At 63.9% G+C, this 19232-nt stretch carries 22 protein-coding genes; 9 read left to right on the top strand and 13 right to left on the bottom strand.

Going from position 1 to position 19232, the window contains the following annotated elements; translation table 11 throughout:
• Positions 1-35 precede the first annotated feature (35 nt).
• Entirely contained in the window at positions 36-1037 is a 1002-nt protein-coding gene (locus tag AC5I5I_RS13645) for a 2-hydroxyacid dehydrogenase (RefSeq protein ID WP_495973821.1), read from the bottom strand.
• 122 nt (positions 1038-1159) lie between these two features.
• Here AC5I5I_RS13645 and AC5I5I_RS13640 point away from each other — a divergent pair, with 122 nt between their 5' ends.
• Positions 1160-1708 carry an SH3 domain-containing protein gene (locus AC5I5I_RS13640; RefSeq protein WP_495764919.1) on the top strand — a complete coding sequence of 183 codons (549 nt, stop codon included), beginning with the start codon at positions 1160-1162 and terminating at the stop codon, positions 1706-1708.
• Between the two features lie 51 nt (positions 1709-1759).
• Here the strand turns inward: AC5I5I_RS13640 and hisF are convergent, their stop codons facing one another.
• The 5 genes from hisF to hisB all read right to left on the bottom strand — a co-directional run bounded on the left by hisF (position 1760) and on the right by hisB (position 5336).
• Positions 1760-2539, bottom strand: coding sequence for an imidazole glycerol phosphate synthase subunit HisF (gene hisF / locus AC5I5I_RS13635; RefSeq protein ID WP_495764918.1), 780 nt, complete (start codon positions 2537-2539; stop codon positions 1760-1762).
• Positions 2540-2549: 10 nt separating this feature from the next.
• Complete coding sequence (hisA, locus tag AC5I5I_RS13630) at positions 2550-3287, bottom strand: 1-(5-phosphoribosyl)-5-[(5-phosphoribosylamino)methylideneamino]imidazole-4-carboxamide isomerase (RefSeq protein ID WP_495764917.1); 738 nt, start codon at positions 3285-3287, stop codon at positions 2550-2552.
• Between the two features lie 74 nt (positions 3288-3361).
• Positions 3362-4012: an imidazole glycerol phosphate synthase subunit HisH gene (gene hisH / locus AC5I5I_RS13625; RefSeq protein ID WP_495764916.1), complete on the bottom strand. Its 651-nt coding sequence runs from the start codon at positions 4010-4012 to the stop codon at positions 3362-3364.
• A gap of 36 nt (positions 4013-4048) precedes the next feature.
• Positions 4049-4576, bottom strand: coding sequence for a DUF2628 domain-containing protein (locus tag AC5I5I_RS13620; RefSeq protein ID WP_495973818.1), 528 nt, complete (start codon positions 4574-4576; stop codon positions 4049-4051).
• 166 nt (positions 4577-4742) lie between these two features.
• Positions 4743-5336: an imidazoleglycerol-phosphate dehydratase HisB gene (gene hisB, locus AC5I5I_RS13615; protein WP_495973816.1), complete on the bottom strand. Its 594-nt coding sequence runs from the start codon at positions 5334-5336 to the stop codon at positions 4743-4745.
• Positions 5337-5465: 129 nt separating this feature from the next.
• Between hisB and hslV the strand changes: the two genes are divergently transcribed.
• The 4 genes from hslV to AC5I5I_RS13595 all read left to right on the top strand — a co-directional run bounded on the left by hslV (position 5466) and on the right by AC5I5I_RS13595 (position 10316).
• The gene (gene hslV, locus AC5I5I_RS13610) at positions 5466-6023 is read left to right on the top strand and encodes an ATP-dependent protease subunit HslV (RefSeq protein WP_495973814.1); all 558 of its coding nucleotides are present in this window, start codon (positions 5466-5468) and stop codon (positions 6021-6023) included.
• Entirely contained in the window at positions 6013-6552 is a 540-nt protein-coding gene (locus AC5I5I_RS13605) for a GNAT family N-acetyltransferase (RefSeq protein WP_495973812.1), read from the top strand. The genes hslV and AC5I5I_RS13605 overlap by 11 nt, the downstream gene beginning before the upstream one ends.
• Complete coding sequence (hslU, locus tag AC5I5I_RS13600) at positions 6549-7853, top strand: ATP-dependent protease ATPase subunit HslU (RefSeq protein WP_495973810.1); 1305 nt, start codon at positions 6549-6551, stop codon at positions 7851-7853. The genes AC5I5I_RS13605 and hslU overlap by 4 nt, the downstream gene beginning before the upstream one ends.
• Positions 7854-8111: 258 nt before the next feature.
• Positions 8112-10316, top strand: coding sequence for a TonB-dependent receptor (locus tag AC5I5I_RS13595; protein WP_495973808.1), 2205 nt, complete (start codon positions 8112-8114; stop codon positions 10314-10316).
• A 22-nt stretch (positions 10317-10338) separates the two neighbouring features.
• On the opposite strand, the gene AC5I5I_RS13590 is transcribed toward AC5I5I_RS13595, so the two are convergent.
• From AC5I5I_RS13590 to AC5I5I_RS13580, 3 genes are read right to left on the bottom strand one after another with little or no spacing between them, the layout of a single operon-like run.
• Positions 10339-10914: a Smr/MutS family protein gene (locus tag AC5I5I_RS13590; protein WP_495973806.1), complete on the bottom strand. Its 576-nt coding sequence runs from the start codon at positions 10912-10914 to the stop codon at positions 10339-10341.
• Complete coding sequence (locus AC5I5I_RS13585) at positions 10911-12716, bottom strand: MltA domain-containing protein (RefSeq protein ID WP_495973804.1); 1806 nt, start codon at positions 12714-12716, stop codon at positions 10911-10913. The genes AC5I5I_RS13590 and AC5I5I_RS13585 overlap by 4 nt, the downstream gene beginning before the upstream one ends.
• Positions 12717-12774: 58 nt before the next feature.
• Positions 12775-13470: a Tim44/TimA family putative adaptor protein gene (locus AC5I5I_RS13580; RefSeq protein ID WP_495973802.1), complete on the bottom strand. Its 696-nt coding sequence runs from the start codon at positions 13468-13470 to the stop codon at positions 12775-12777.
• Positions 13471-13670: 200 nt separating this feature from the next.
• Between AC5I5I_RS13580 and AC5I5I_RS13575 the strand changes: the two genes are divergently transcribed.
• Together AC5I5I_RS13575 and secB are read left to right on the top strand one after the other, a co-directional pair.
• On the top strand, positions 13671-14165 hold the full coding sequence (locus tag AC5I5I_RS13575; protein ID WP_495973800.1) for an FxsA family protein: 495 nt from the start codon (positions 13671-13673) through the stop codon (positions 14163-14165).
• Between the two features lie 137 nt (positions 14166-14302).
• Complete coding sequence (gene secB / locus AC5I5I_RS13570; RefSeq protein ID WP_495973798.1) at positions 14303-14791, top strand: protein-export chaperone SecB; 489 nt, start codon at positions 14303-14305, stop codon at positions 14789-14791.
• 133 nt (positions 14792-14924) lie between these two features.
• On the opposite strand, the gene dnaQ is transcribed toward secB, so the two are convergent.
• From dnaQ to AC5I5I_RS13550, 4 genes are all read right to left on the bottom strand, one after another.
• Positions 14925-15620 (bottom strand): DNA polymerase III subunit epsilon, encoded by a 696-nt coding sequence (dnaQ, locus tag AC5I5I_RS13565; RefSeq protein WP_495973796.1) that lies wholly within the window; start codon positions 15618-15620, stop codon positions 14925-14927.
• A gap of 22 nt (positions 15621-15642) precedes the next feature.
• Positions 15643-16239 carry a dephospho-CoA kinase gene (gene coaE / locus AC5I5I_RS13560; RefSeq protein ID WP_495973794.1) on the bottom strand — a complete coding sequence of 199 codons (597 nt, stop codon included), beginning with the start codon at positions 16237-16239 and terminating at the stop codon, positions 15643-15645.
• A gap of 109 nt (positions 16240-16348) precedes the next feature.
• Positions 16349-16960 (bottom strand): Maf family protein, encoded by a 612-nt coding sequence (locus AC5I5I_RS13555; protein WP_495758405.1) that lies wholly within the window; start codon positions 16958-16960, stop codon positions 16349-16351.
• Entirely contained in the window at positions 16961-17800 is an 840-nt protein-coding gene (locus AC5I5I_RS13550) for a pyruvate, water dikinase regulatory protein (protein ID WP_495758404.1), read from the bottom strand.
• Positions 17801-17914: 114 nt separating this feature from the next.
• Here AC5I5I_RS13550 and AC5I5I_RS13545 point away from each other — a divergent pair, with 114 nt between their 5' ends.
• Together AC5I5I_RS13545 and hemE are read left to right on the top strand one after the other, a co-directional pair.
• Positions 17915-18145, top strand: coding sequence for a hypothetical protein (locus AC5I5I_RS13545; protein WP_495973792.1), 231 nt, complete (start codon positions 17915-17917; stop codon positions 18143-18145).
• 41 nt (positions 18146-18186) lie between these two features.
• Positions 18187-19224: a uroporphyrinogen decarboxylase gene (gene hemE / locus AC5I5I_RS13540; protein WP_495973790.1), complete on the top strand. Its 1038-nt coding sequence runs from the start codon at positions 18187-18189 to the stop codon at positions 19222-19224.
• The last annotated feature ends 8 nt before the right edge of the window (positions 19225-19232 follow it).

The following is a 19232-nucleotide window of genomic DNA, read 5'->3' as shown; positions in this document are numbered from 1 at the left end:
GCAAAATCGGGACCGATGACCGGCCGGCAAGACCGTCAAAGCATCGACGGCAAGACCCGGTCCGGCGGCTTGTGCCCGTCCATGAAGGTCTTGATGTTGATGATGACCTTCTCGCCCATGTCGACGCGGCCCTCGACCGTCGCCGAGCCCATATGCGGCAGCAGCACGATCTTGCCTTCGCGGGCGAGCTTGACGAGCCGCGGATTCGCAGCCGGTTCATGCTCGAACACGTCGAGACCGGCGCCGGCGATTTCACCCGCGGAGAGCATTCGGATCAGCGCGTTCTCGTCGATCACCTCACCGCGCGCGGTGTTGACGACATAAGCGTCGGGGCGCAGCAATTTCAGCCGGCGCGCCGACAGCAGGTGATAGGTCGCAGGCGTGTGCGGGCAATTCACCGACACGATGTCCACACGCGCCAGCATCTGGTCGAGGCTTTCCCAATAGGTGGCGCCGAGTTCTTCCTCGATCTGCGCCGCCACGCGGCGGCGGTTGTGATAATGGATCTGCAGCCCGAATGCGCGGGCGCGCCGGGCCACCGCCTGCCCGATCCGGCCCATGCCGATGATGCCGAGCCGCTTGCCCCAGATGCGGTGGCCGAGCATCCAGGTCGGCGACCAGCCGGTCCAGTCCTGGTCGCCGGTCAGGATCTGCGATCCTTCGGCGAGGCGGCGCGGCACTGCGAGGATCAGCGCCATCGTCATGTCGGCGGTGTCCTCGGTGAGCACACCCGGCGTATTGGTCACGGTGATGCCGCGCTGAAGCGCGGTCGCGACGTCGATATTGTCGACGCCATTGCCGAAATTCGCGATCAGTTTCAGGTTCGGCCCGGCATGGCTCAGCACCGCCGCGTCGATGCGGTCGGTCACGGTCGGAACCAGCACGTCCGCGACCTTGACCGCCTCGGCCAGGTCGCTCTGGGTCATCGGCTTGTCGTCGAGATTGAGCCGCGCGTCGAACAATTCCCGCATGCGGGTCTCGACCCGCTCGGGCAGCTTTCGCGTCACGATCACCAGGGGCTTCTTGCGGTTCGACATGTCTCGGTGCGAGCCTTCGGCATTTCTTCGAGCGGCGTTGTGCGATGCCGTTCAGGCCTCCTTAACCGGCCTCCCCGACACTGCGCCGTTCCGTATCCGGCGTCTTCGTTCCCATGTAGCAGATGACTGTAGCAAGACAAACCATCCGACCGGGCGCACTCGCCACCATCTTTCTGGGCACCATCCTGGGCTCCGTCTCGGCTCCGCAGGTCTGGGCGGCCGGCGAAGTCGCAGCCGGCACCGCCAGTGGTCTGCCGGTACCGCGCTATGTCAGCCTGAAATCCGACCGGGTGAATGTGCGCAGCGGGCCGACCAAGGATCACGACGTTGCCTGGGTGTTCACCCGGTCCGGGCTGCCGGTCGAAATCACCGCCGAATTCGAGAACTGGCGCCGCATCCGCGATTCCGAGGGCTCGGAAGGCTGGGTCTACCATTCGCTGCTGTCCGGCCGCCGCACCGCCGTGGTCACCGCGCGCGACAAGGATCAGCTCATCGCGGTGTCAGATAGCCCGAAACCCGAGAGCGAGGTGACGGCCCAGCTCCAGCCGGGTGTCGTCACCCAGGTCAAACGCTGCGACGGGAAATGGTGCCGGGTCAACGGCAAGCAGTTTGACGGCTGGGTGCCGCAGGAACGGCTCTGGGGCGTCTATCCCAACGAGAAGGTGGACTGATCCGTCACCTTGAAGTGGCCGGCGAAGCCGGCCTTCGAAAGGCGGCGCCACTCACGGGTCCAGCCGCATCGGCAGACCCGCTTTTGCCATGTGCTCCTTGGCCTGGCGGACCGTGAATTCCCCAAAATGGAAGATCGACGCCGCCAGCACCGCGGTGGCGTGACCGTCGCGGATGCCTTCGACCAGATGATCGAGCGTGCCGGCGCCGCCCGAAGCGATCACCGGAACCGGCACCGCATCGGCGATGGCGCGCGTCAGCGGAATATTGAAGCCCTGTTTGGTGCCGTCGCGATCCATCGACGTCAGCAGGATTTCGCCGGCGCCGAGACTGACGACCTCCCGCGCGTATGCGACCGCATCGATGCCAGTCGGCTTTCGTCCACCATGGGTGAAGATTTCCCAGCGCGGTGTTTCGCCGGGCCCGGACACCGTCTTCGCGTCGATCGCGACCACGATGCATTGATCGCCGAATTTCTCCGCGGCCTCGCGCACGAAGTCGCGCCGCTCGACCGCCGCGGTGTTGATCGACACCTTGTCGGCGCCGGATTGCAGCAGCACCCGGATGTCTTCCACCGTACGCACACCGCCGCCAACCGTCACCGGCATGAAGCAGGCCTCTGCCGTGCGCCGCACCACGTCGAGCATGGTGCCGCGATTTTCATGGCTCGCGGTGATGTCGAGGAATGTCAGTTCGTCCGCGCCCGCCGCGTCATAGGCGATTGCCGCTTCCACCGGATCGCCGGCATCGCGCAAATCGACGAAGTTGACGCCCTTGACCACGCGTCCGTCCTTGACGTCGAGGCAGGGAATGATGCGGACTTTGAACGTCATGTTCGCGCGCTCATGCGCCCTTCGCTGCGCGGATCAGCGCCAGCGCCTCGGCGGGATCGAGCCGTCCGTCATAAAGCGCGCGTCCGGCAATCGCGCCTTCTAGCTTGCTCGCGCGCGGATGCAGCAGCGACTTCACGTCGTCGATCGAGGCAAGTCCGCCGGACGCGATGACGGGAATCGAGACGGCATCCGCCAGCGCGATGGTGGCATCCCAGTTGATGCCCTTCAGCATGCCGTCACGCGCAATGTCGGTATAGACGATCGCAGCAACACCGGCATCTTCGAAGCGCTGCGCGATCTCCAGCGCGCTCAGCTCGGAGGCTTCCGCCCAGCCCTGCACTGCGACCTTACCGTCGCGCGCATCGAGTCCGACCGCGACGCGTCCGGGATAGGCCGCGGCAGCGGTACGCACAAAGGCGGGATCGCGGACCGCCGCGGTGCCGATGATGACGCGATTGACGCCCTTGTCGAACCAGCCTTCCACCGTCGCCATGTCGCGAATGCCACCACCGAGCTGCACGCGTATATTGGTCGCCTCGAGGATGCGATCGACTGCGCGCCCATTCACCGGTTTGCCGGCAAAAGCACCGTCGAGATCGACGATATGCAGATATTCGAAGCCCGCACGCTCGAACGCATGGGCCTGATCGGCCGGGTCGGTATTGAATATTGTGGCGCGCGCCATGTCGCCCTGCTGCAGGCGAACGGCCAGGCCGTCTTTCAGATCGATGGCAGGAAACAGGATCACGATATGCTGCCTTCACCCTCCCCCTTGTGGGGAAGGTCGATCGCCGCGCAAAAGCGAAGCGATCAGAGTGGGGTTCAAGGCTTCCATTTCAGGAAATTGGCGATCAGCGCAAGCCCGAGTTTTTGGCTCTTTTCCGGATGGAATTGCGTGCCCACCATATTGTCGCGACCGACAATGGCCGTGACCGGCCCGCCATATTCCGCCTCCGCGATCAGATCGTCGCGGCTGGCCGGCGTCAGCTGGTACGAATGCACGAAATAGGCATGCAGCCCGTCGTCGCCGGTGGCGATGCCGTCCAGCAGCGGATGCTGCTTCTGCGCCCGCAGCGTGTTCCAGCCCATATGCGGAATCTTCAGCGCCGGATCGGACGGATGGATGCGGTCGACCTCGCCCGCGATCCAGCCCAACCCATTCATCACTTCTTTCTCGTGACCGCGCGAGGCCATCAGCTGCATGCCGACGCAGATCCCGAAGAACGGCTTGCCGCGCTGTCCGACCTGCTCATTCAGCGCCTCGACCATGCCGGGCAGCGCATCGAGGCCGCGGCGGCAATCGGCAAACGCGCCGACACCCGGCAGCACGATCCGGTCGGCACGCGCGATCCGATCCGGATCGCTGGTGACGACGATCTCGCCGTTCAGCGCGTGTTCGCGCGCCGCGCGCTCGAAAGCCTTCGCCGCGGAATGCAGATTGCCGGAACCGTAATCGACGATGGCCGTGGTCATTCAAGTGTCGTCATTCAGGTTTGGTTGGGATGTGCGTCACGGCCGGCGATCGGGCTCGGGGAACGAGCCGATCACGCCGGACGCTTCGTTGCGCGGATAGGGCGCGCGCAGCGACGGCGCGACAGGACCGCGCACCACGCTCGCCGCCTGTGCAGGCGGTGGCGCGGCGTTCGGCCGCGCACCGGCCTGCCAGTTGACGAAGAAGCGGCGCTCGGCATCGTCCTGATTGTCCGCGATCACGACGCCGACATTGGTCCAGCCGCGCAGCTTCAGGGTCCAGCGGCGCAGCGTCGCGCCTTCAAGCCCGACCAGAAAGGCCGGCGCGACAAGGATCAGCGTGCGCCATCCGCTGCTGACGCCTGCATAGCGCAAACCTATTTCGAGCAGAATGATGAGCGCGACGAACAGCACCGCGGCCAGCCACAGCCGGTGCCGCAGCATCCAGAAAAACGACAGCAGGAAACCCCAGACATAGAAGCCGTCGCGCACGAATGTGAAGCGCGCAGGGTCCGGCGCATTCTCGCCCTTTCCGAGCGGCGGCTGATGAACGGTGTAAACGGCCATATGGTTTTTGGTCCTGTTTCCGCGCGTGCCGCTCCAAATGCCGTCATCCTGAGGTGCGAGCGCAGCGAGCCTCGAAGGATGCACGGCCGATGCGGCGCCACTTTGGCCGCCGCCCTTCGAGGCCGTTGCTTCGCAACGGCACCTCAGGGTGACGGGGATAGATACATCACCCGCCCAGACTGCCCTTGGTCGACGGAATTTCGCCCGCCGCCTTCGGATCGATCGCAAAGGCCGCACGCAACGCGCGCGCGAGCCCCTTGAAGCAGGACTCCGAGATATGGTGGTCGTTGGAGCCATACAATGTCTCGACATGCAGCGTGATGCCGGCATTCATCGCGAAAGCCTGGAACCACTCGTTCACCAGCTCGGTATCGAAGGTGCCGATCTTGTCGCGCCCGAATTTGACCTTGAACAACAGAAACGGCCGCCCCGAGACGTCGATCGCGACGCGGGTCAGCGCCTCGTCCATCGGCAGATGCACGTCGGCGTAGCGGGTGATGCCTTTCATGTCGCCCAGCGCCTGTTTCACCGCCTGGCCGAGCGCGATGCCGACGTCCTCGGCGGTGTGGTGGTCGTCGATATGCAGGTCGCCCTTGGCCCGGACCGTGAGGTCCATGCGCGAATGCCGCGCCAGCAGATCCAGCATGTGATCGAGGAAGCCGATTCCGGTCGCGATATCCGAACGGCCGGTCCCGTCGATTGCGACCTCGACCGCAATGTCGGTTTCCTTGGTTTTGCGCGCCACCTGGCCTTTGCGCATGGCTTTAATGTTCCGGTTGAGATTTCGGGGCCTTTTAACAGGGGTCCCGCCATTCTGCCACCGGCGTCCTGCCAATTTGCAAAGACCGCCGCTCGTCCTTAGATCACCGTTCGCACAGGGTTAATCCATATGTCCTCAGCCGAAACGTCGCCGCTCTGGCACGGCACCACCATTCTGACCGTCCGCAAGAACGGGATCGTCGCGATCGGCGGCGACGGTCAGGTCTCGGTCGGCCAGACCATCATGAAGGCCAACGCCAAGAAAGTGCGGCGGTTGGGGAAGAGCGACGTGATCGGCGGCTTTGCCGGCGCCACCGCCGACGCCTTCACGCTGTTCGAGCGGCTGGAATCGAAACTCGAGCAATATCCGGGTCAGCTCCTGCGGGCATCGGTCGAGCTGGCGAAGGACTGGCGCACCGACCGCTATCTGCGTCGTCTGGAAGCGATGATGATCGTGGCCGACAAACAGGTCTCGCTGGTTCTGACCGGCAACGGCGACGTGCTGGAACCCGAATCCAGCATTGCCGGCATCGGCTCGGGTGGCAACTACGCGCTCGCCGCCGCCCGCGCACTCGCCGACGGCCCACTCTCGGCCGAAGAGATCGTGCGCAAGTCGCTGGATATCGCCGCCGATATCTGCGTCTACACCAATCGCAGCATCACCGTGGAAACGCTTGATGCAGTCTGACCTGCGGCAGATCGGCTTCGTTCCCGTACAGGCGGACCATTACCCGTTGCTGGAGGCCTGGCTCAACGCACCGCATATGCGGGAATGGTGGGGCGATCCGGACGAAGAACTCGGGTTCATCCGCGACATGGTCGAGGGTCGCGACACCACGCGTCCGTTCCTGATCGTGCTCGACAATGAGCCGATCGGTTACATCCAGTACTGGTTCATCGGCCATCACCAGAACGAACAATGGGTGAAGGACCATCCCTGGCTGATGGAATTGCCCTCCGATACGATTGGCGTCGATCTGTCGATCGGCGACCCGCTGAAATTGTCGCGCGGCATTGGCTCTGCGGCGCTTGCGGCATTCGTGCGCATGCTTCGCGATCAAGGACACGATACGATCATCATCGATCCGGACCCGCTTAACACCCGCGCGGTGCGTGCTTATACCAAGGCCGGTTTCCGGCCGGTGCCGCATCTCGAAGGCCGAACCGACGGCGTACTGATCATGCAGCACCACGCGTTTGCACACGAGTTGACATGACCGACTTCTCTCCCCGCGAAATCGTATCCGAGCTGGACCGTTTCATCATCGGCCAGCATGACGCCAAGCGCGCGGTCGCGATCGCCCTGCGCAACCGCTGGCGGCGCCTGCAACTCGACGACAAGCTGCGCGAGGAAGTGCTGCCGAAGAACATCCTGATGATCGGCCCGACCGGCGTCGGCAAGACCGAGATTTCGCGGCGCCTGGCCAAGCTTGCGGGCGCGCCGTTTCTCAAGATCGAAGCCACCAAATTCACCGAAGTCGGCTATGTCGGCCGCGACGTCGAGCAGATCGTGCGTGACCTGGTGGAAGTCGGAATCGCGCAGACCCGCGAGCGCAAGCGCAAGGACGTGATGGCGCGGGCCGAGGCCGCGGCCGAAGACCGCGTGGTCAATGCGCTGGTCGGAGAGAATGCGAGCCCGGCAACCAAGGAATCGTTTCGCCGCAAGCTGCGCGCCGGCGAACTGAACGACAAGGAGATCGAGATCGAAGTGTCGTCCGGCGGCGGTGGCATGCCGATGTTCGACATTCCCGGGATGCCCGGCGCCCAGATGGGCGCCATTTCGATCGGCGACATTTTCGGCAAGCTCGGCGGCAAGTCGAAGACTCGCCGCATCACGGTCGGTGAATCGCACGATGTTCTGGTCAACGAGGAAGCCGACAAACTGCTCGATACCGAGACCCTGGTGCAGGAAGCGATCCGCGTGGTCGAACAGAACGGCATCGTGTTTCTCGACGAGATCGACAAGATCACCGCGCGTGACGGCCGCGTCGGCGGCGACGTGTCGCGCGAGGGCGTGCAGCGCGATCTGCTGCCGCTGATCGAAGGCACCACCGTGTCCACCAAGCACGGGCCGGTGAAGACCGACCACATCCTGTTCATCGCCTCCGGTGCGTTCCATGTGTCGAAGCCATCGGACTTGTTGCCCGAATTGCAGGGGCGCCTGCCGATCCGCGTCGAACTGAAACCACTGACGCGGGAGGATTTCCGCCGGATCCTGACCGACACCGAAGCCTCCCTGATCAAGCAATATATTGCGCTGATGGGGACCGAGGGCGTTACTCTCGAGATCACCGACGACGCCATCGATGCGATCGCCGATATCGCCGTGCTGGTGAATACCAGTGTTGAGAATATCGGCGCGCGACGCTTGCAGACGGTGATGGAGCGGGTGCTGGACGACATCTCCTTTACCGCGACCGATCGCAGCGGCGAGACGCTGACCATCGACGGCGACTACGTGCAGAAGAATATCGGCGACCTCGCCCGCAACACCGATCTCAGCCGCTTCATCCTGTAGAGCGCGGACAAGCTCGCGCTCCGCACCCGCGGTTCACGAATCACTTACGAACGACGAAGCGCGAGCCCGCGGGCTCGTGCGCAGTCCCGGTGATTCGCGGGACATCGCCGGCGGCCTGACCTGATTGCCGTCGACCGAGGCCCTCCAGCCACACTGCCGTTGCTTCCGTGACCAAGCCAGCGCCACAGCCCCCGTGCGCGTTGACACTCATGGCCAACAAAATGTTATATTATAACATCACTGGGAATGGGGACTATCATGGCTGCTCGCCGTGTTGCTGCTATAGCGCTGATATCGCTGCCGGTTTTTGAAACTCCGGCCGTTGCGCAATCGGTCGAACTGCCTGCCATCACCGTGACCGCCAGCCCCATCGTACGCCGCGCCGTTCGCCCGGCGCCGACGCCCGGCCCGCGCGAGAGCGCGCCCGACACGCCGTTCGATGCCGCGCCGACGCCTCCCGCGCCGGAACTCTACCAGGGCACGCTGCCGATCGTGGCCGACCAGTTTGCGACCGTCACCCTGATGCCGCGCGGCGAAATCGATCGGTCCACCGGGCAGACGCTCGGCGAAATCCTGCAGGAAAAGCCCGGCATCACCTCGTCCGGATTTGCGCCGGGTTCAGCCAGCCGCCCGATCATCCGCGGTCTCGATAACTACCGGGTCCGCATCCAGGAAAACGGCATCGGCTCGAGCGGCGTGTCGGAACTCGGCGAAGACCATGGCGTGCCGATCGATCCGCTGGCCGCGCAAACGGTCGAGGTCATCCGTGGACCGGCAACGCTGCGTTACGGCTCGCAGGCGATCGGCGGCGTCGTCAATGCGGAGAACAACCGCATCCCGACCTCGATCCCGGGACGCGGCCTCGCGCTGGAGGGCCGCGGCTCGATCACCACCGTCGATCGCGGCCGCGAAGGTGCGGTCCTGCTCGATGCAGGCGGCGGAAACTTTGCCGTTCACGCCGACATCTGGGGCCGCAATTCCGGCGACTATCAGATTCCGTCCTATCCGTATCTGTTTCCGGAACAGCCAGCGCCCTTCGTCAGCAAATGGCAGCCGAACTCCGCGCATCAATCGAACGGCAACTCGATCGGCGGTTCGTATGTGTTCAACCAGGGCTATTTCGGTTTCGCCTATACGAATTTCGAGAGCAAGTATCAGGTGCCGGGCCAGGAGGCGACCGAGACCCGCACCAACATCGACATGAAGCAGACCAAGCTCACCAGCAAAGGCGAGTTTCGTCCGGACGGCGGTGTGGTCGAAACCATCCGCTACTGGTTCGGCGCCACCGACTACAAGCATGCCGAAATTGCCGATGAAGGCGGCTTCTATGGCGAGCAGCAATACTTTCTGAGCAACCAGAAGGAAGGCCGCGTCGAGGTCCAGTTTCATCCCTTCGATCTGCGCTTTGCCGCGCTCACGGTCGCGCTTGGCGTGCAGTCGAGCCGCGAAAAACTCGATGCGCCGGGCCTCGAGGGGGGATTGTTCGATCCCAACACCACGCAAAGTGTTGCCGGTTACATCTTCAATGAATTCCGCTTCAACGCCACGCAGCGCATGCAGCTGGCCGGCCGCATCGAAAGCAACACGGTCAAAGGCACTGTCCCCGACCTGTTCGTCGATCCCGACGCAAACATCTGGCGCAACCGCTCGTTCACGCCACTCAGCGGCTCGGTCGGCTTCCTGCAGGACCTGCCGGGCGACCTGGTCGCGGCTGTAACCTATCAGCATGTCGAGCGCGCGCCGCGCGCGCCGGAATTGCTGTCGCGCGGCGTGCATGAAGCCACCGGCACCTTCGACATCGGCAATCCGAATCTCAACACCGAGCTTGCCGATTCGGTCGAAGTGAGCCTGCGCCGCGCGACCGGCCCGCTGCGTTTCGAGGCGACCGCGTTCTATACCCGCTTCAACGGCTTCATCTATCGAAACCTGACCGGCCAGACCTGCGGCGAGGATTTCGCAAGCTGCGGCTTTGGCAATGGCGAGGAACTGGCGCAGGCGGTGTACGACCAGCGCGACGCCACCTTCCGCGGCGCCGAAGTGCAGGCTCAGTATGACGTCGCACCGATCCTGAACGGCGTCTGGGGCATCGACGGCCGCTACGACATCGTGCGTGCCACCTTCACCGACGGCACCAACGTGCCGCGCATCCCGCCGCAGCGGCTGGGCGGCGGCATCTATTATCGTGACGGCAACTGGTTCGCCCGCGTCGGCATGCTGCATGCCTTCAACCAGAACGACGTCTCCGACTATGAAACCCCGACCGGCGGCTATGACCTGCTGAAGGCCGAACTCAGCTACTCCACCAAATGGGCGGGCGATCGCAGCGGCCTGACCGAGCTCAAGTTTGGCGTGGTCGGCGACAATCTGCTGAACGACGACGTTCGTTTCGCGCAATCCTTCAAGAAGGACGAAGTGCTGCAGCCGGGTCGCACCGTGAAGGTATTCGCGACGGTGAAGTTCTGATCCGGAAGTGGCGAGCTTGGCTTTACCGGTCAGGCTCGCGCAATTTTCTCAGCCGCACATACAGCGCGCCCTCGCCGCCATGACTGGCGGCGGCGGCATCGAAGCCGATCACCATCGTCCGGAATTCCGGCAGCGCCAGCCACAGCGGCACCGCGCGCTTGAGCACGCCACGATCGCTCTCGCCGCGACCGCCCTTTCCGGTGATGACCAGAACCACGCGGCCGCCCTTCGTCTGGGTCCGGCGCAGGAATCGTAACAGCACGTCATGCGCTTCGGCTTGCGTATGACCATGCAGGTCGAGTCTCGCATCGATGCTGTCGTGGCCGCGCGCGATCTTCTGCCTGGTCTTGCGATCGAGTGCGGCAATGGGCGGCGGCATTTTCGCGACGGGCCTCGCAACCGGCGCGGCCGCGACGCGCTTCGGCGGTTTCGGCATCTTGAGCGGCTTGGGTGGACTTGGCGCCAGTTCAGGAACGGCGACCGCGACCACCGGCGGCTTTCGCTTCCGCAACGGCCGCACCGAGCGGGTGACCCCGTCCCACAGCGCAATATCGTCCAAGGAAAGCCGCCGTCCCCTGCGGCTTTCGTCCGCGGTCATGACGACGGCTTGCTCGCAGGTTTGGTTGCCGGCTTCGTTGCAGGGCTGCCGGCAGGGGTCGACGAAATCGGCTTCGGAAACGGATTGCCGTTCTTCGCGGCCGGCGCACGAGGCTTCGCCGACGGAGTGTCGCCTTTGGTCTGTGCGGTCGCGCCGGTTTGCGGCTTGGCCGCCGGGGCAGGCTTGGCGCCGGGCTTGGTATCCGGTTTCGGATCGGATGCGGCCGCCTGAGGTTTGGCTTGCGGCTTCGCTTGGGGCTTGGGTGGCGGCGTCGCTTCAATCCTGGGGGCTGGATCGCTTTTCGGCGCAGGCTTGGGCGTTGGCGCCGGGTCGCTCCGCGCGGTGGTCTGCGGTTTGGACCTGGGGTCGGGCTTGGGCGTCGGTGCGGCGACTGAGGGGACGGCAGCCGCGGGCATAGCGGCCGCGGGCTTCTCGTCCGATTTGCCTTGCGGCGTCACGCTGGCGACAACACTGGTGTCTTTCGGCCGCGGCTGCGGCAATGGCATCCCGAGCGCCTCATCGTCCGGATCTAGCTCGTTCGGAAGCAGCATCACGAACTGACCGGGATGCTTGAAGCGGCCGGCCGCCCGCGCCGCCTCGTCGCCCGCACCGAGATAGATGTCGCCGCGCGCCGGACCGATGATCGCACCACCGGTATCTTGTGCAATCAGCAGTCTTCGAAACCAGGTGTCGGGCTTCTCGCTCACGATCGGCAGCAATGCGTTGACGAAGACCGGCATGCCGTAGGTGTGGATTCTGCGGTCGACCGCGAGCGAACGCGCCGCCGACAGAGAAATACCCTGCGCACCGATCGCCTCGTCATGTTCGCCGAGATCGGTTTCGCGGAAGAACACATAGGACTTGTTCATCCGCCGCAGCTCTTTGCCCTCTTCCGGATTCTTCTCCATGAACTCGCGAATCTTCTGCATCGAGATTTCTTCGCGAGTAACAATGCCGCGCTGCACCAGCACCGAGCCGACCGCGAAATACGGGTGGCCGTTTTTGTCGGCATAGTTCAGCCGGACCACCTTGCCGTCTTCCAGGCGAACGCGAACCGAGCCCTGGATTTCAGCGAAGAAACCGTCGATCGGATCCTTCAGCCAGACGATTTCGAGGCCGCGGCCGGCGATCGCACCATCCTCGATCTGGGCACGATCGTAATAGGGCGCGCTGGACCGCTTCACCGTCCGCTTGCCGGCCTTGCCCTTGCCGCCGGAGCGCCGCAGCCGTTGCGTGACGAGATTGGGCGGCCGCGCATAAAGCGGCGTGGTGTAGATATCGCTCGGCCAGCGGGCGCCTTCGACCACCGGCTCGTAATAGCCGGTGAAAAATCCGTTCGCTTCGCCCTGTGCGGTCAGCCGGATCGGTCGAAAATTCTGCTCGAAGAAATGCCGTGCTCCGGTCTGATCGAGCGGGACCGCAGCGACCGCCCGGCCGCAGACCGAAAACAGCGCGCCATAGGTTTCGCCGCGCGTGGCTCTCGCTTTTTCCGAACTGCGCAGGATCGGCTTGCAACTTGCCAGGAAGGTCGAGAATGCTTCGGCGTGATCGTCTTCGATCCAGCCCTTGACCTCGTGCCAGGCCATCCCTTCGAAGTCGCTATTGGGGATTTTCAGCGGATGCGCCTTGCTGGCGCGCTTCTTGGCAGACTTGGTTTTTTTCTTCGACGACGCGGCGCCGGTGGTCTCGGCCTCCGAGGCCGATGAAGGCTGAACGAGAAGCAGCGGAGCCGCGGCAATCGCGAGACCAAGGGCAAGAGCCAGACCGGCGTACCGGACCGGGCGCGCCTTCAGACCTCTCAATATTCGCCGACGGACCCCAGTCAAACCAAGAGAACCCCGCTAATTCAGTTCACCCCGATCACTGCCCGGCTTCGGTCGCCACCAGCTTCCAGTTCGGATCGCGTCCGGTCACGTCGCGGGCGAAGGTCCAGACGTCGGTGACCTCGGTCACCCTGTCGGGACTGCCATCGATCACATTGCCGGCCCTGTCGCGCGTCGCCGAGATCAGCTGCGAGACGAACCGGACGGTGACCTGCGCAGTGTTGCCGCGCAATTCCGCCCCGATGATGTCGGCGGTATCGAGCGACACGAATTTGTTCTCGACCGACTCGCCCTTGGCCTCGCGGTCGCGAATCGCGGCCTCGAAGCCGTCATAGACCTCGCGCGAGAGCAGCCCCTTGAGGCTCTTGCGGTCGCCTGCGGCGAAAGCGCTCACGATCATCTCGTAGGCCTGGCGCGCGCCGGTGACGAAATGTTTGGCGTCGAAGCTGCGATCCGCTCCGGCAATGGCATCGAGCCCGGTGGCGACGGCGCTGCCCTCGTCGGCAATCCCCTTCCAGCGATCCGGAGCGGGTTCCGCCGGGCGCGCCACGGATTCGGCGTTTCGGGTCGGCAGGGTGACGACCTTGTCGCTGGCCGGTGCCCGCGCATCGCGGGCTGAATACGGATCATAAGGCGGCCGCTCACGTCCGGTGCGCTGGCCGAGCACGCTGCGCAGGCGAATGAAAATAAAAATCGCCAGCGCGAGAAAGATGATGGTGTAGATGTCGAACACGTCGCGAATGCCTTTGCAGCCCGGGACAGACGGGGCCGCCGCGTCAGCCCGAAAGCGGAAGAGGCGCCGACCGAGGCTATAATCTAAGCATGCGGCCGGTCTTAGCCATAGGTCGCTTCGAACCAAAAACTGAGCTTCGAGCCGATTTTAGACGAACCCGGCCGCAAAGGCCAACACGAGACCGCGATTGGGACGCGCCGATGCCGGTCGGAAAACTCATCCTGTTCGGACTTTTAGGCCTGGTTGTGGCCGAGGTCGCGGTTTTTCTGACCATTGCATGGGTATTCGGCTCATTCGTCGCGGTCTTCGCCCTGCTGGCGACCTCGGGCTTCGGAATGCTGGTTCTCGCCCGGATGGGCCGGCGACTGGCCGGTCGCCTCGCGGACTTATTGTCTCAGGGCGGCTTGTCTCAGCGCGGCCTGGGCGTCGCCGGCGCCCGGTCCGGCGGGCTGCTCACGACACTGGGCGGGCTGCTGCTCGTGCTACCGGGCTTCATCACCGACTGCGTGGGCCTGGCTTTGCTGGTGCCGGCGATCCAGCAAAGGTTGATCGACCGCGCCCCGACCGGCCGGCCCCGCCCGACCAAGGGCGTTATCGAACTGGACCGCAGCCAGTGGCGCGACCTGCCCGACCGGCACATCGAGAACGCCAGCGACCAGCCCCCCAAGATCCCGCCCAAACGCCGGCGGCGCTGATCGCCGGCAGCCTTTATGGAAGAGATATAAGCTGAGGCAGCTGGGCGCCGCCCATCCTTGTTCGCCTTCGAGGCGTGTGTTAGCCACACCGCCGCACGCGCTCTTTCGCGGCGCGCAACACTGACGCAGGATTGACGATGGCGAACCCGACCAATGGCGGCCCGCACCCTTCCGACGAGCAAGTGGCTCCGCCGCAGCTCAACGTGCTGGCGCAATATGTGAAGGACTTCTCGTTCGAGAATCCGAATGCGCCGCGGTCGCTGCAGCCATCCAACGAACAGCCCCAGATCAACATCCAGATCAACGTCAACGCGTCGCCGCTGCAATCCGATTACGAGATCGACCTCAAGATCGAGGGCAAGGCGGAGCTCGGAAACTCGCTGCTGTTCGCCTTCGACCTCGTCTATGGCGGCGTGTTCCGGATCCAGAACGTTCCGCAGGAAAGCATTCATCCGGTCCTGATGATCGAATGCCCGCGGCTGCTGTTCCCGTTCGCACGCGAGATCATCGCGTCGGCGGTGCGCAATGGCGGCTTCCCGCCGCTCTATATCGATCCGGTCGATTTCGTCGGGCTCTACCGCCAGAAGCTGGCGGAGCAGGCCGCAGGCCAGCAGCAGCCAAGCTGACCCTTGCGGTCATGGCCGGCGTAGCCGTTCGAAGAACGGCGTCGCTTCGCTAGCCTGTGACCCGGCCATCCATCGCCTCGATTCTATTTTGCGTTGTTGATGGATGCGCGGGTCAAGCCCGCGCATGACAGGATCAATTGGTTACGCCGTAACCTCGCCACACCGCGGCATCGCCCAGCGTCGCGACAAAAGCCGCATGCGCGATGCGCTCCTCGTCGCTGATCCGCGGCGGCAGCGGTGTCGGCCGGACGCGGCTGGCGATCTGACCGCCGACCGTCACGATGCGGCTTCCGGTCGCGACCAGACCAAGCGTGGTCTGCCGCGCATCGGTCAGCTCGATATAGACTTCGGCCAGCAATTCAGCATCCAGCAGCGCGCCGTGCTTGGTGCGTTTCGAGTTGTCGATCTTGTAGCGGGCGCAGAGATCGTCGAGCTTGTTGGACACGCCAGGATGCTTGCGGCGGGCGAGCATCAGCGTGTCGATGATGCGGTCGCGCGCGAAGACCGGACGCTTGGCGAGATCCAGTTCTGAATTGATGAAGGCGAGATCGAAATAGCCGTTATGCGCGACCAGCGGCGCGTCGCCGACGAAATCGAGAAACTCTTCGGCGATATCGTGAAACAGCCCGTGCTGCCGCAGAAACTCGATCGACAGCCCGTGCACGTTGAAGGCTTCGATAGGCATGTCGCGCTGCGGGTTGACGTATTTGTGAAACGTCCGTCCGGTCGGAAACCGGTTCAGCAACTCGACGCAGCCGATCTCGACGAGCCGGTGGCCCTGAACCGGGTCGAGGCCCGTGGTTTCGGTATCGAATACGATCTCGCGCAAGATGGTCCGCCTGCAGTCCGAATCAGCGTTTCGGCGGCATGTTAACAACCTTCGCCAGGATGTCCCGCACCTGCAGACGTGCCTGTTCGATGCCGTGCCCGCTATCCACGATGTAATCGGCCCGCCGCCTCTTTTCGGCATCGGGAGTCTGCTTGGCGAGCAGCGCCTCGAATTTTTCCACGCTCATGCCGGGCCGCTCCAGCACCCGCTGCCGCTGAATCTCCGGTGCCGCCGACACCACCACCACGGCATCCACGAGCGCGTCGCCGCCGGTTTCGAACAGCAGCGGAATATCGAGCACGACCACGGGCGCACCCGCTGCACGGGCCTCAGCGAGAAAACGGTCGCGAGCCTGCGCGACCAACGGATGCACGATCGCCTCGAGCCGCTTCATCGCATCGGGCTTGCCGACCACCGCCTGCGCCAGCAGCACGCGATCGACGCGGCCATCGCGGGTGGTCCCCGGAAATGCGGCTTCCACCGGCGCCACGGCCTCGCCTTCATAAAGCGCATGTACGGCTGCGTCGGCGTCGTGCACCGGCACGCCTTCTTCCGCGAACAGCCGCGCGGTGGTCGACTTTCCCATTCCGATCGAACCGGTCAGACCGAGGACAAACATCTCTATCCTGTGGTCATTGCCGGGCTTGACCCGGCAATCCATCGTTGCTGCGCAAAACCTGTATTTGTCCGATGGATGCGCGGGTCAAGCCCGCGCATGACGGCAAAAGCTATTCCTTCAGGAAGCCCTGCTGCCGCAGGAATGCCAGCAGCGGCAGCAGCGGCATGCCGAGAATCGTGAAGTAGTCGCCTTCCACCCGCTCGAACAAATGCACTCCGAGCTTTTCGAGCTGATAGCCGCCGACGCTCTGGGTCACCGACGGGCCGGCCGCTTCCAGATATTCCTCCAGGAACTTGTCGGAGAAATTCCGCATCCGCAGCCGCGCGGTATCGACCACCTTGAACAGCACCGAACCGTCTTGCACCAGCGTCACGGCCGATTGCAGGGTATGGCTGTTCCCGCGCAGTCGTCGCAATTGCTCGCGCGCCTCGTCGCGGTCGGCCGGCTTGTTGAATCGCACCGAACCCATTGCCAGCGTCTGGTCGGCGCCGACCACGATCCGCGATGGCAAGTTGAACGACACCGCACTGGCCTTCTCCCAGGACAGCAGCAGCGCCAGTTCGTCCGGGTCCCGCTTTTCGCCGAGCGTGCGCTCGATCGCCCGCTCGTCGATCTGCGCATGCACGATTTCGATCGGAATGCCGGCTGCACTCAGCATGGTGCGCCGCGCCAGGCTTTTCGACGCCAGAATCAGCGGAGCCGGAGCGGACCAGAACTGCATCTAGAGTAACGGAGCGCGTCGCTTCTCGGCGAGAAGCTGGAGCACGGCCGCGGCGGTTTCCTCGATCGAGCGGCGGGACACGTCGATCAGCGGCCAGTTGTGACGACCGCACAGCTTGCGGGAGAAATTGATCTCGTCCGCGACCGCCTGCCGGTCGATATAGGACGCCTCGTTATGGTGAGCCTTCAAACCGAGAAGCCTGTTCTGCCGGATCTGCACGATGCGTTCCGGGCTCGCGAATAACCCCACCACCAGAGGCTTCGTCAAGGCTTCGATCTGTGCCGGTACCGGCACGCCCGGCACCAGCGGATAATTTCCGGTCTTCACCCCGCGATTGGCAAGATAGATCGAGGTCGGCGTTTTCGAGGTGCGCGAGACGCCGACCAGAACCACATCGGCCTGCTCGAGATCGTCGATATGCTGACCGTCGTCATGCAGCATGGTGTAGTTGAGAGCATCGATGCGCTTGAAATATTCGGCATTCAGGGTGTGCTGGGCGCCGACCCGCGGCGTGGTCGTCGCTCCGAGATAGGACTGGAACACCCGCAGCACCGGTCCGAGGATCGAGCGGCAGGGCAGGCTCAGTTCCAGACACTTCTTCTCCAGCCGATCGATCAGCTCCTCGTCCAGCAGCGTGTAGAGGACGATCCCCGGCGCCTCCTCAATCTCGGTCAACACCCGGTCCAGCTGCTTCTGGGTGCGGATCAGCGGATAGACATGCTCGATCGGCGAGATCTGGGCATATTGGGCCGCGGCCGCATGCGCGACGGTGGTCAGGGTCTCTCCGGTGGAATCGGAGACCAGATGCAGATGGAAATAGCTCGGATTACGATGCGGCAAAGGAGGGCTCAGACCGGGTATATACACGGGACGATATGTGCGGCGCTGGGGAGAAGGCCATGCCGTTGGGCAAAGCGCAAGGCGATCGGCCGGCCGGGCGGTCCATTGCTCCACATGGCTGGCCGGTTGGACAGAATTCGGGAAATTGCCGATGCTGGTGTTGAAAACGGGACAGTCGACGGCTCCGGCGCGGTAATTGCGCCCGACAAGCCTTACGAGTCAGTGACTTGCCACCTGTTGATGGATGTGAACAAGCGCAGGCGAAAAGTGGGGATGTGTGCAGAAGCGATGAGCAAGCCTGCAACAACGAGTCGTGAGTCCAATCAACCGCGTAATAAAAACTGAACTGAAGATTCTAAGACTCTTTTAAGGGAAGGATGCCTGCGGTGAGTGCCCTTGTGAACAAACCTCTCCTGAGCGTGCTGAACGGTCAGCGCGCTAAAGTTCCGCCGGTCTGGATGATGCGGCAGGCGGGCCGCTATCTTCCCGAGTACCGAGCAACGCGGCAGCAGGCCGGTTCGTTCCTCGATCTGTGCTTCAATCCCGAACTGGCTGCCGAAGTGACCCTGCAGCCGATCCGCAGGTTCGGGTTCGACGGCGCCATCCTGTTCTCGGATATTCTGGTCATCCCCTATGCCCTGGGCCGCAAGGTCGATTTCGTGGCGGGCGAGGGACCGAAGCTCGAGCCGATCACCGAGCCGCAATCGGTAAGTCAGATCAACCGCGAGGTCGATCACGGGTTGCTCGAGCCGGTCTATCAGACGATCCGGCGGGTCAAGCCGCAACTGCCCGAGCATGTGACATTCCTCGGATTCTGCGGGGCGCCCTGGACGGTCGCGACTTACATGATCGCGGGTCACGGGACGCCCGACCAGGCGCCGGCCAGGCTGTTCGCCTACCGGCATCCCGATGCCTTTGACGAGCTGATCAATGTGCTGGTGAAGGCCTCGGCCGAATATCTTATCCAGCAGCTCAAAGCTGGCGTCGATGCGGTGCAGATCTTCGACACCTGGGCCGGCGTGCTGCCGCCGGAGGAATTCGCGCGCTGGTCGATCGCGCCGACCCGGCGGATCGTGCTTGCGGTGCGCGACGCCATTCCGGATGCGAAGATCATCGGCTTTCCGCGCGGCGCGGGCGCGACCCTTTTGCCGTATGCCACCGAAGTGCCGGTCAACGCGGTCGGTCTCGACTGGATGATCGACAAGACCTTCGCGCGCGAGCGCATCCAGCCGATCAAGCCGGTGCAGGGTAACCTCGATCCGCTGGTGCTGATCGCGGGCGGCGAAGCGCTCGACCGGTCCGTCGACGATGTGATGCGGGCGTTTTCAGACGGCCCGTTCATTTTCAATCTCGGTCACGGCATCACGCCGGAAACGCCGATTGCCCATGTCGAGCAGATGCTGCGGCGGGTGCGGGGCGGCTGATGCCGGCG

The organism is Pseudorhodoplanes sp., assembly GCF_059499825.1.
This window is presented reverse-complemented; position numbering and strand designations above follow the sequence as displayed.

What these genes read in the sequence shown, in the direction of transcription:
- AC5I5I_RS13645 (WP_495973821.1), bottom strand. Translation starts at nt 1,037, where the DNA reads ATGTCGAACCGCAAGAAGCCCCTGGTGATCGTGACGCGAAAGCTGCCC.
- AC5I5I_RS13640 (WP_495764919.1), top strand. Translation starts at nt 1,160, where the DNA reads ATGACTGTAGCAAGACAAACCATCCGACCGGGCGCACTCGCCACCATC.
- hisF (WP_495764918.1), bottom strand. Translation starts at nt 2,539, where the DNA reads ATGACGTTCAAAGTCCGCATCATTCCCTGCCTCGACGTCAAGGACGGA.
- hisH (WP_495764916.1), bottom strand. Translation starts at nt 4,012, where the DNA reads ATGACCACGGCCATCGTCGATTACGGTTCCGGCAATCTGCATTCCGCG.
- AC5I5I_RS13620 (WP_495973818.1), bottom strand. Translation starts at nt 4,576, where the DNA reads ATGGCCGTTTACACCGTTCATCAGCCGCCGCTCGGAAAGGGCGAGAAT.
- hisB (WP_495973816.1), bottom strand. Translation starts at nt 5,336, where the DNA reads ATGCGCAAAGGCCAGGTGGCGCGCAAAACCAAGGAAACCGACATTGCG.
- hslV (WP_495973814.1), top strand. Translation starts at nt 5,466, where the DNA reads ATGTCCTCAGCCGAAACGTCGCCGCTCTGGCACGGCACCACCATTCTG.
- AC5I5I_RS13605 (WP_495973812.1), top strand. Translation starts at nt 6,013, where the DNA reads ATGCAGTCTGACCTGCGGCAGATCGGCTTCGTTCCCGTACAGGCGGAC.
- hslU (WP_495973810.1), top strand. Translation starts at nt 6,549, where the DNA reads ATGACCGACTTCTCTCCCCGCGAAATCGTATCCGAGCTGGACCGTTTC.
- AC5I5I_RS13595 (WP_495973808.1), top strand. Translation starts at nt 8,112, where the DNA reads ATGGCTGCTCGCCGTGTTGCTGCTATAGCGCTGATATCGCTGCCGGTT.
- AC5I5I_RS13590 (WP_495973806.1), bottom strand. Translation starts at nt 10,914, where the DNA reads ATGACCGCGGACGAAAGCCGCAGGGGACGGCGGCTTTCCTTGGACGAT.
- AC5I5I_RS13575 (WP_495973800.1), top strand. Translation starts at nt 13,671, where the DNA reads ATGCCGGTCGGAAAACTCATCCTGTTCGGACTTTTAGGCCTGGTTGTG.
- secB (WP_495973798.1), top strand. Translation starts at nt 14,303, where the DNA reads ATGGCGAACCCGACCAATGGCGGCCCGCACCCTTCCGACGAGCAAGTG.
- coaE (WP_495973794.1), bottom strand. Translation starts at nt 16,239, where the DNA reads ATGTTTGTCCTCGGTCTGACCGGTTCGATCGGAATGGGAAAGTCGACC.
- AC5I5I_RS13555 (WP_495758405.1), bottom strand. Translation starts at nt 16,960, where the DNA reads ATGCAGTTCTGGTCCGCTCCGGCTCCGCTGATTCTGGCGTCGAAAAGC.
- AC5I5I_RS13545 (WP_495973792.1), top strand. Translation starts at nt 17,915, where the DNA reads ATGGCTGGCCGGTTGGACAGAATTCGGGAAATTGCCGATGCTGGTGTT.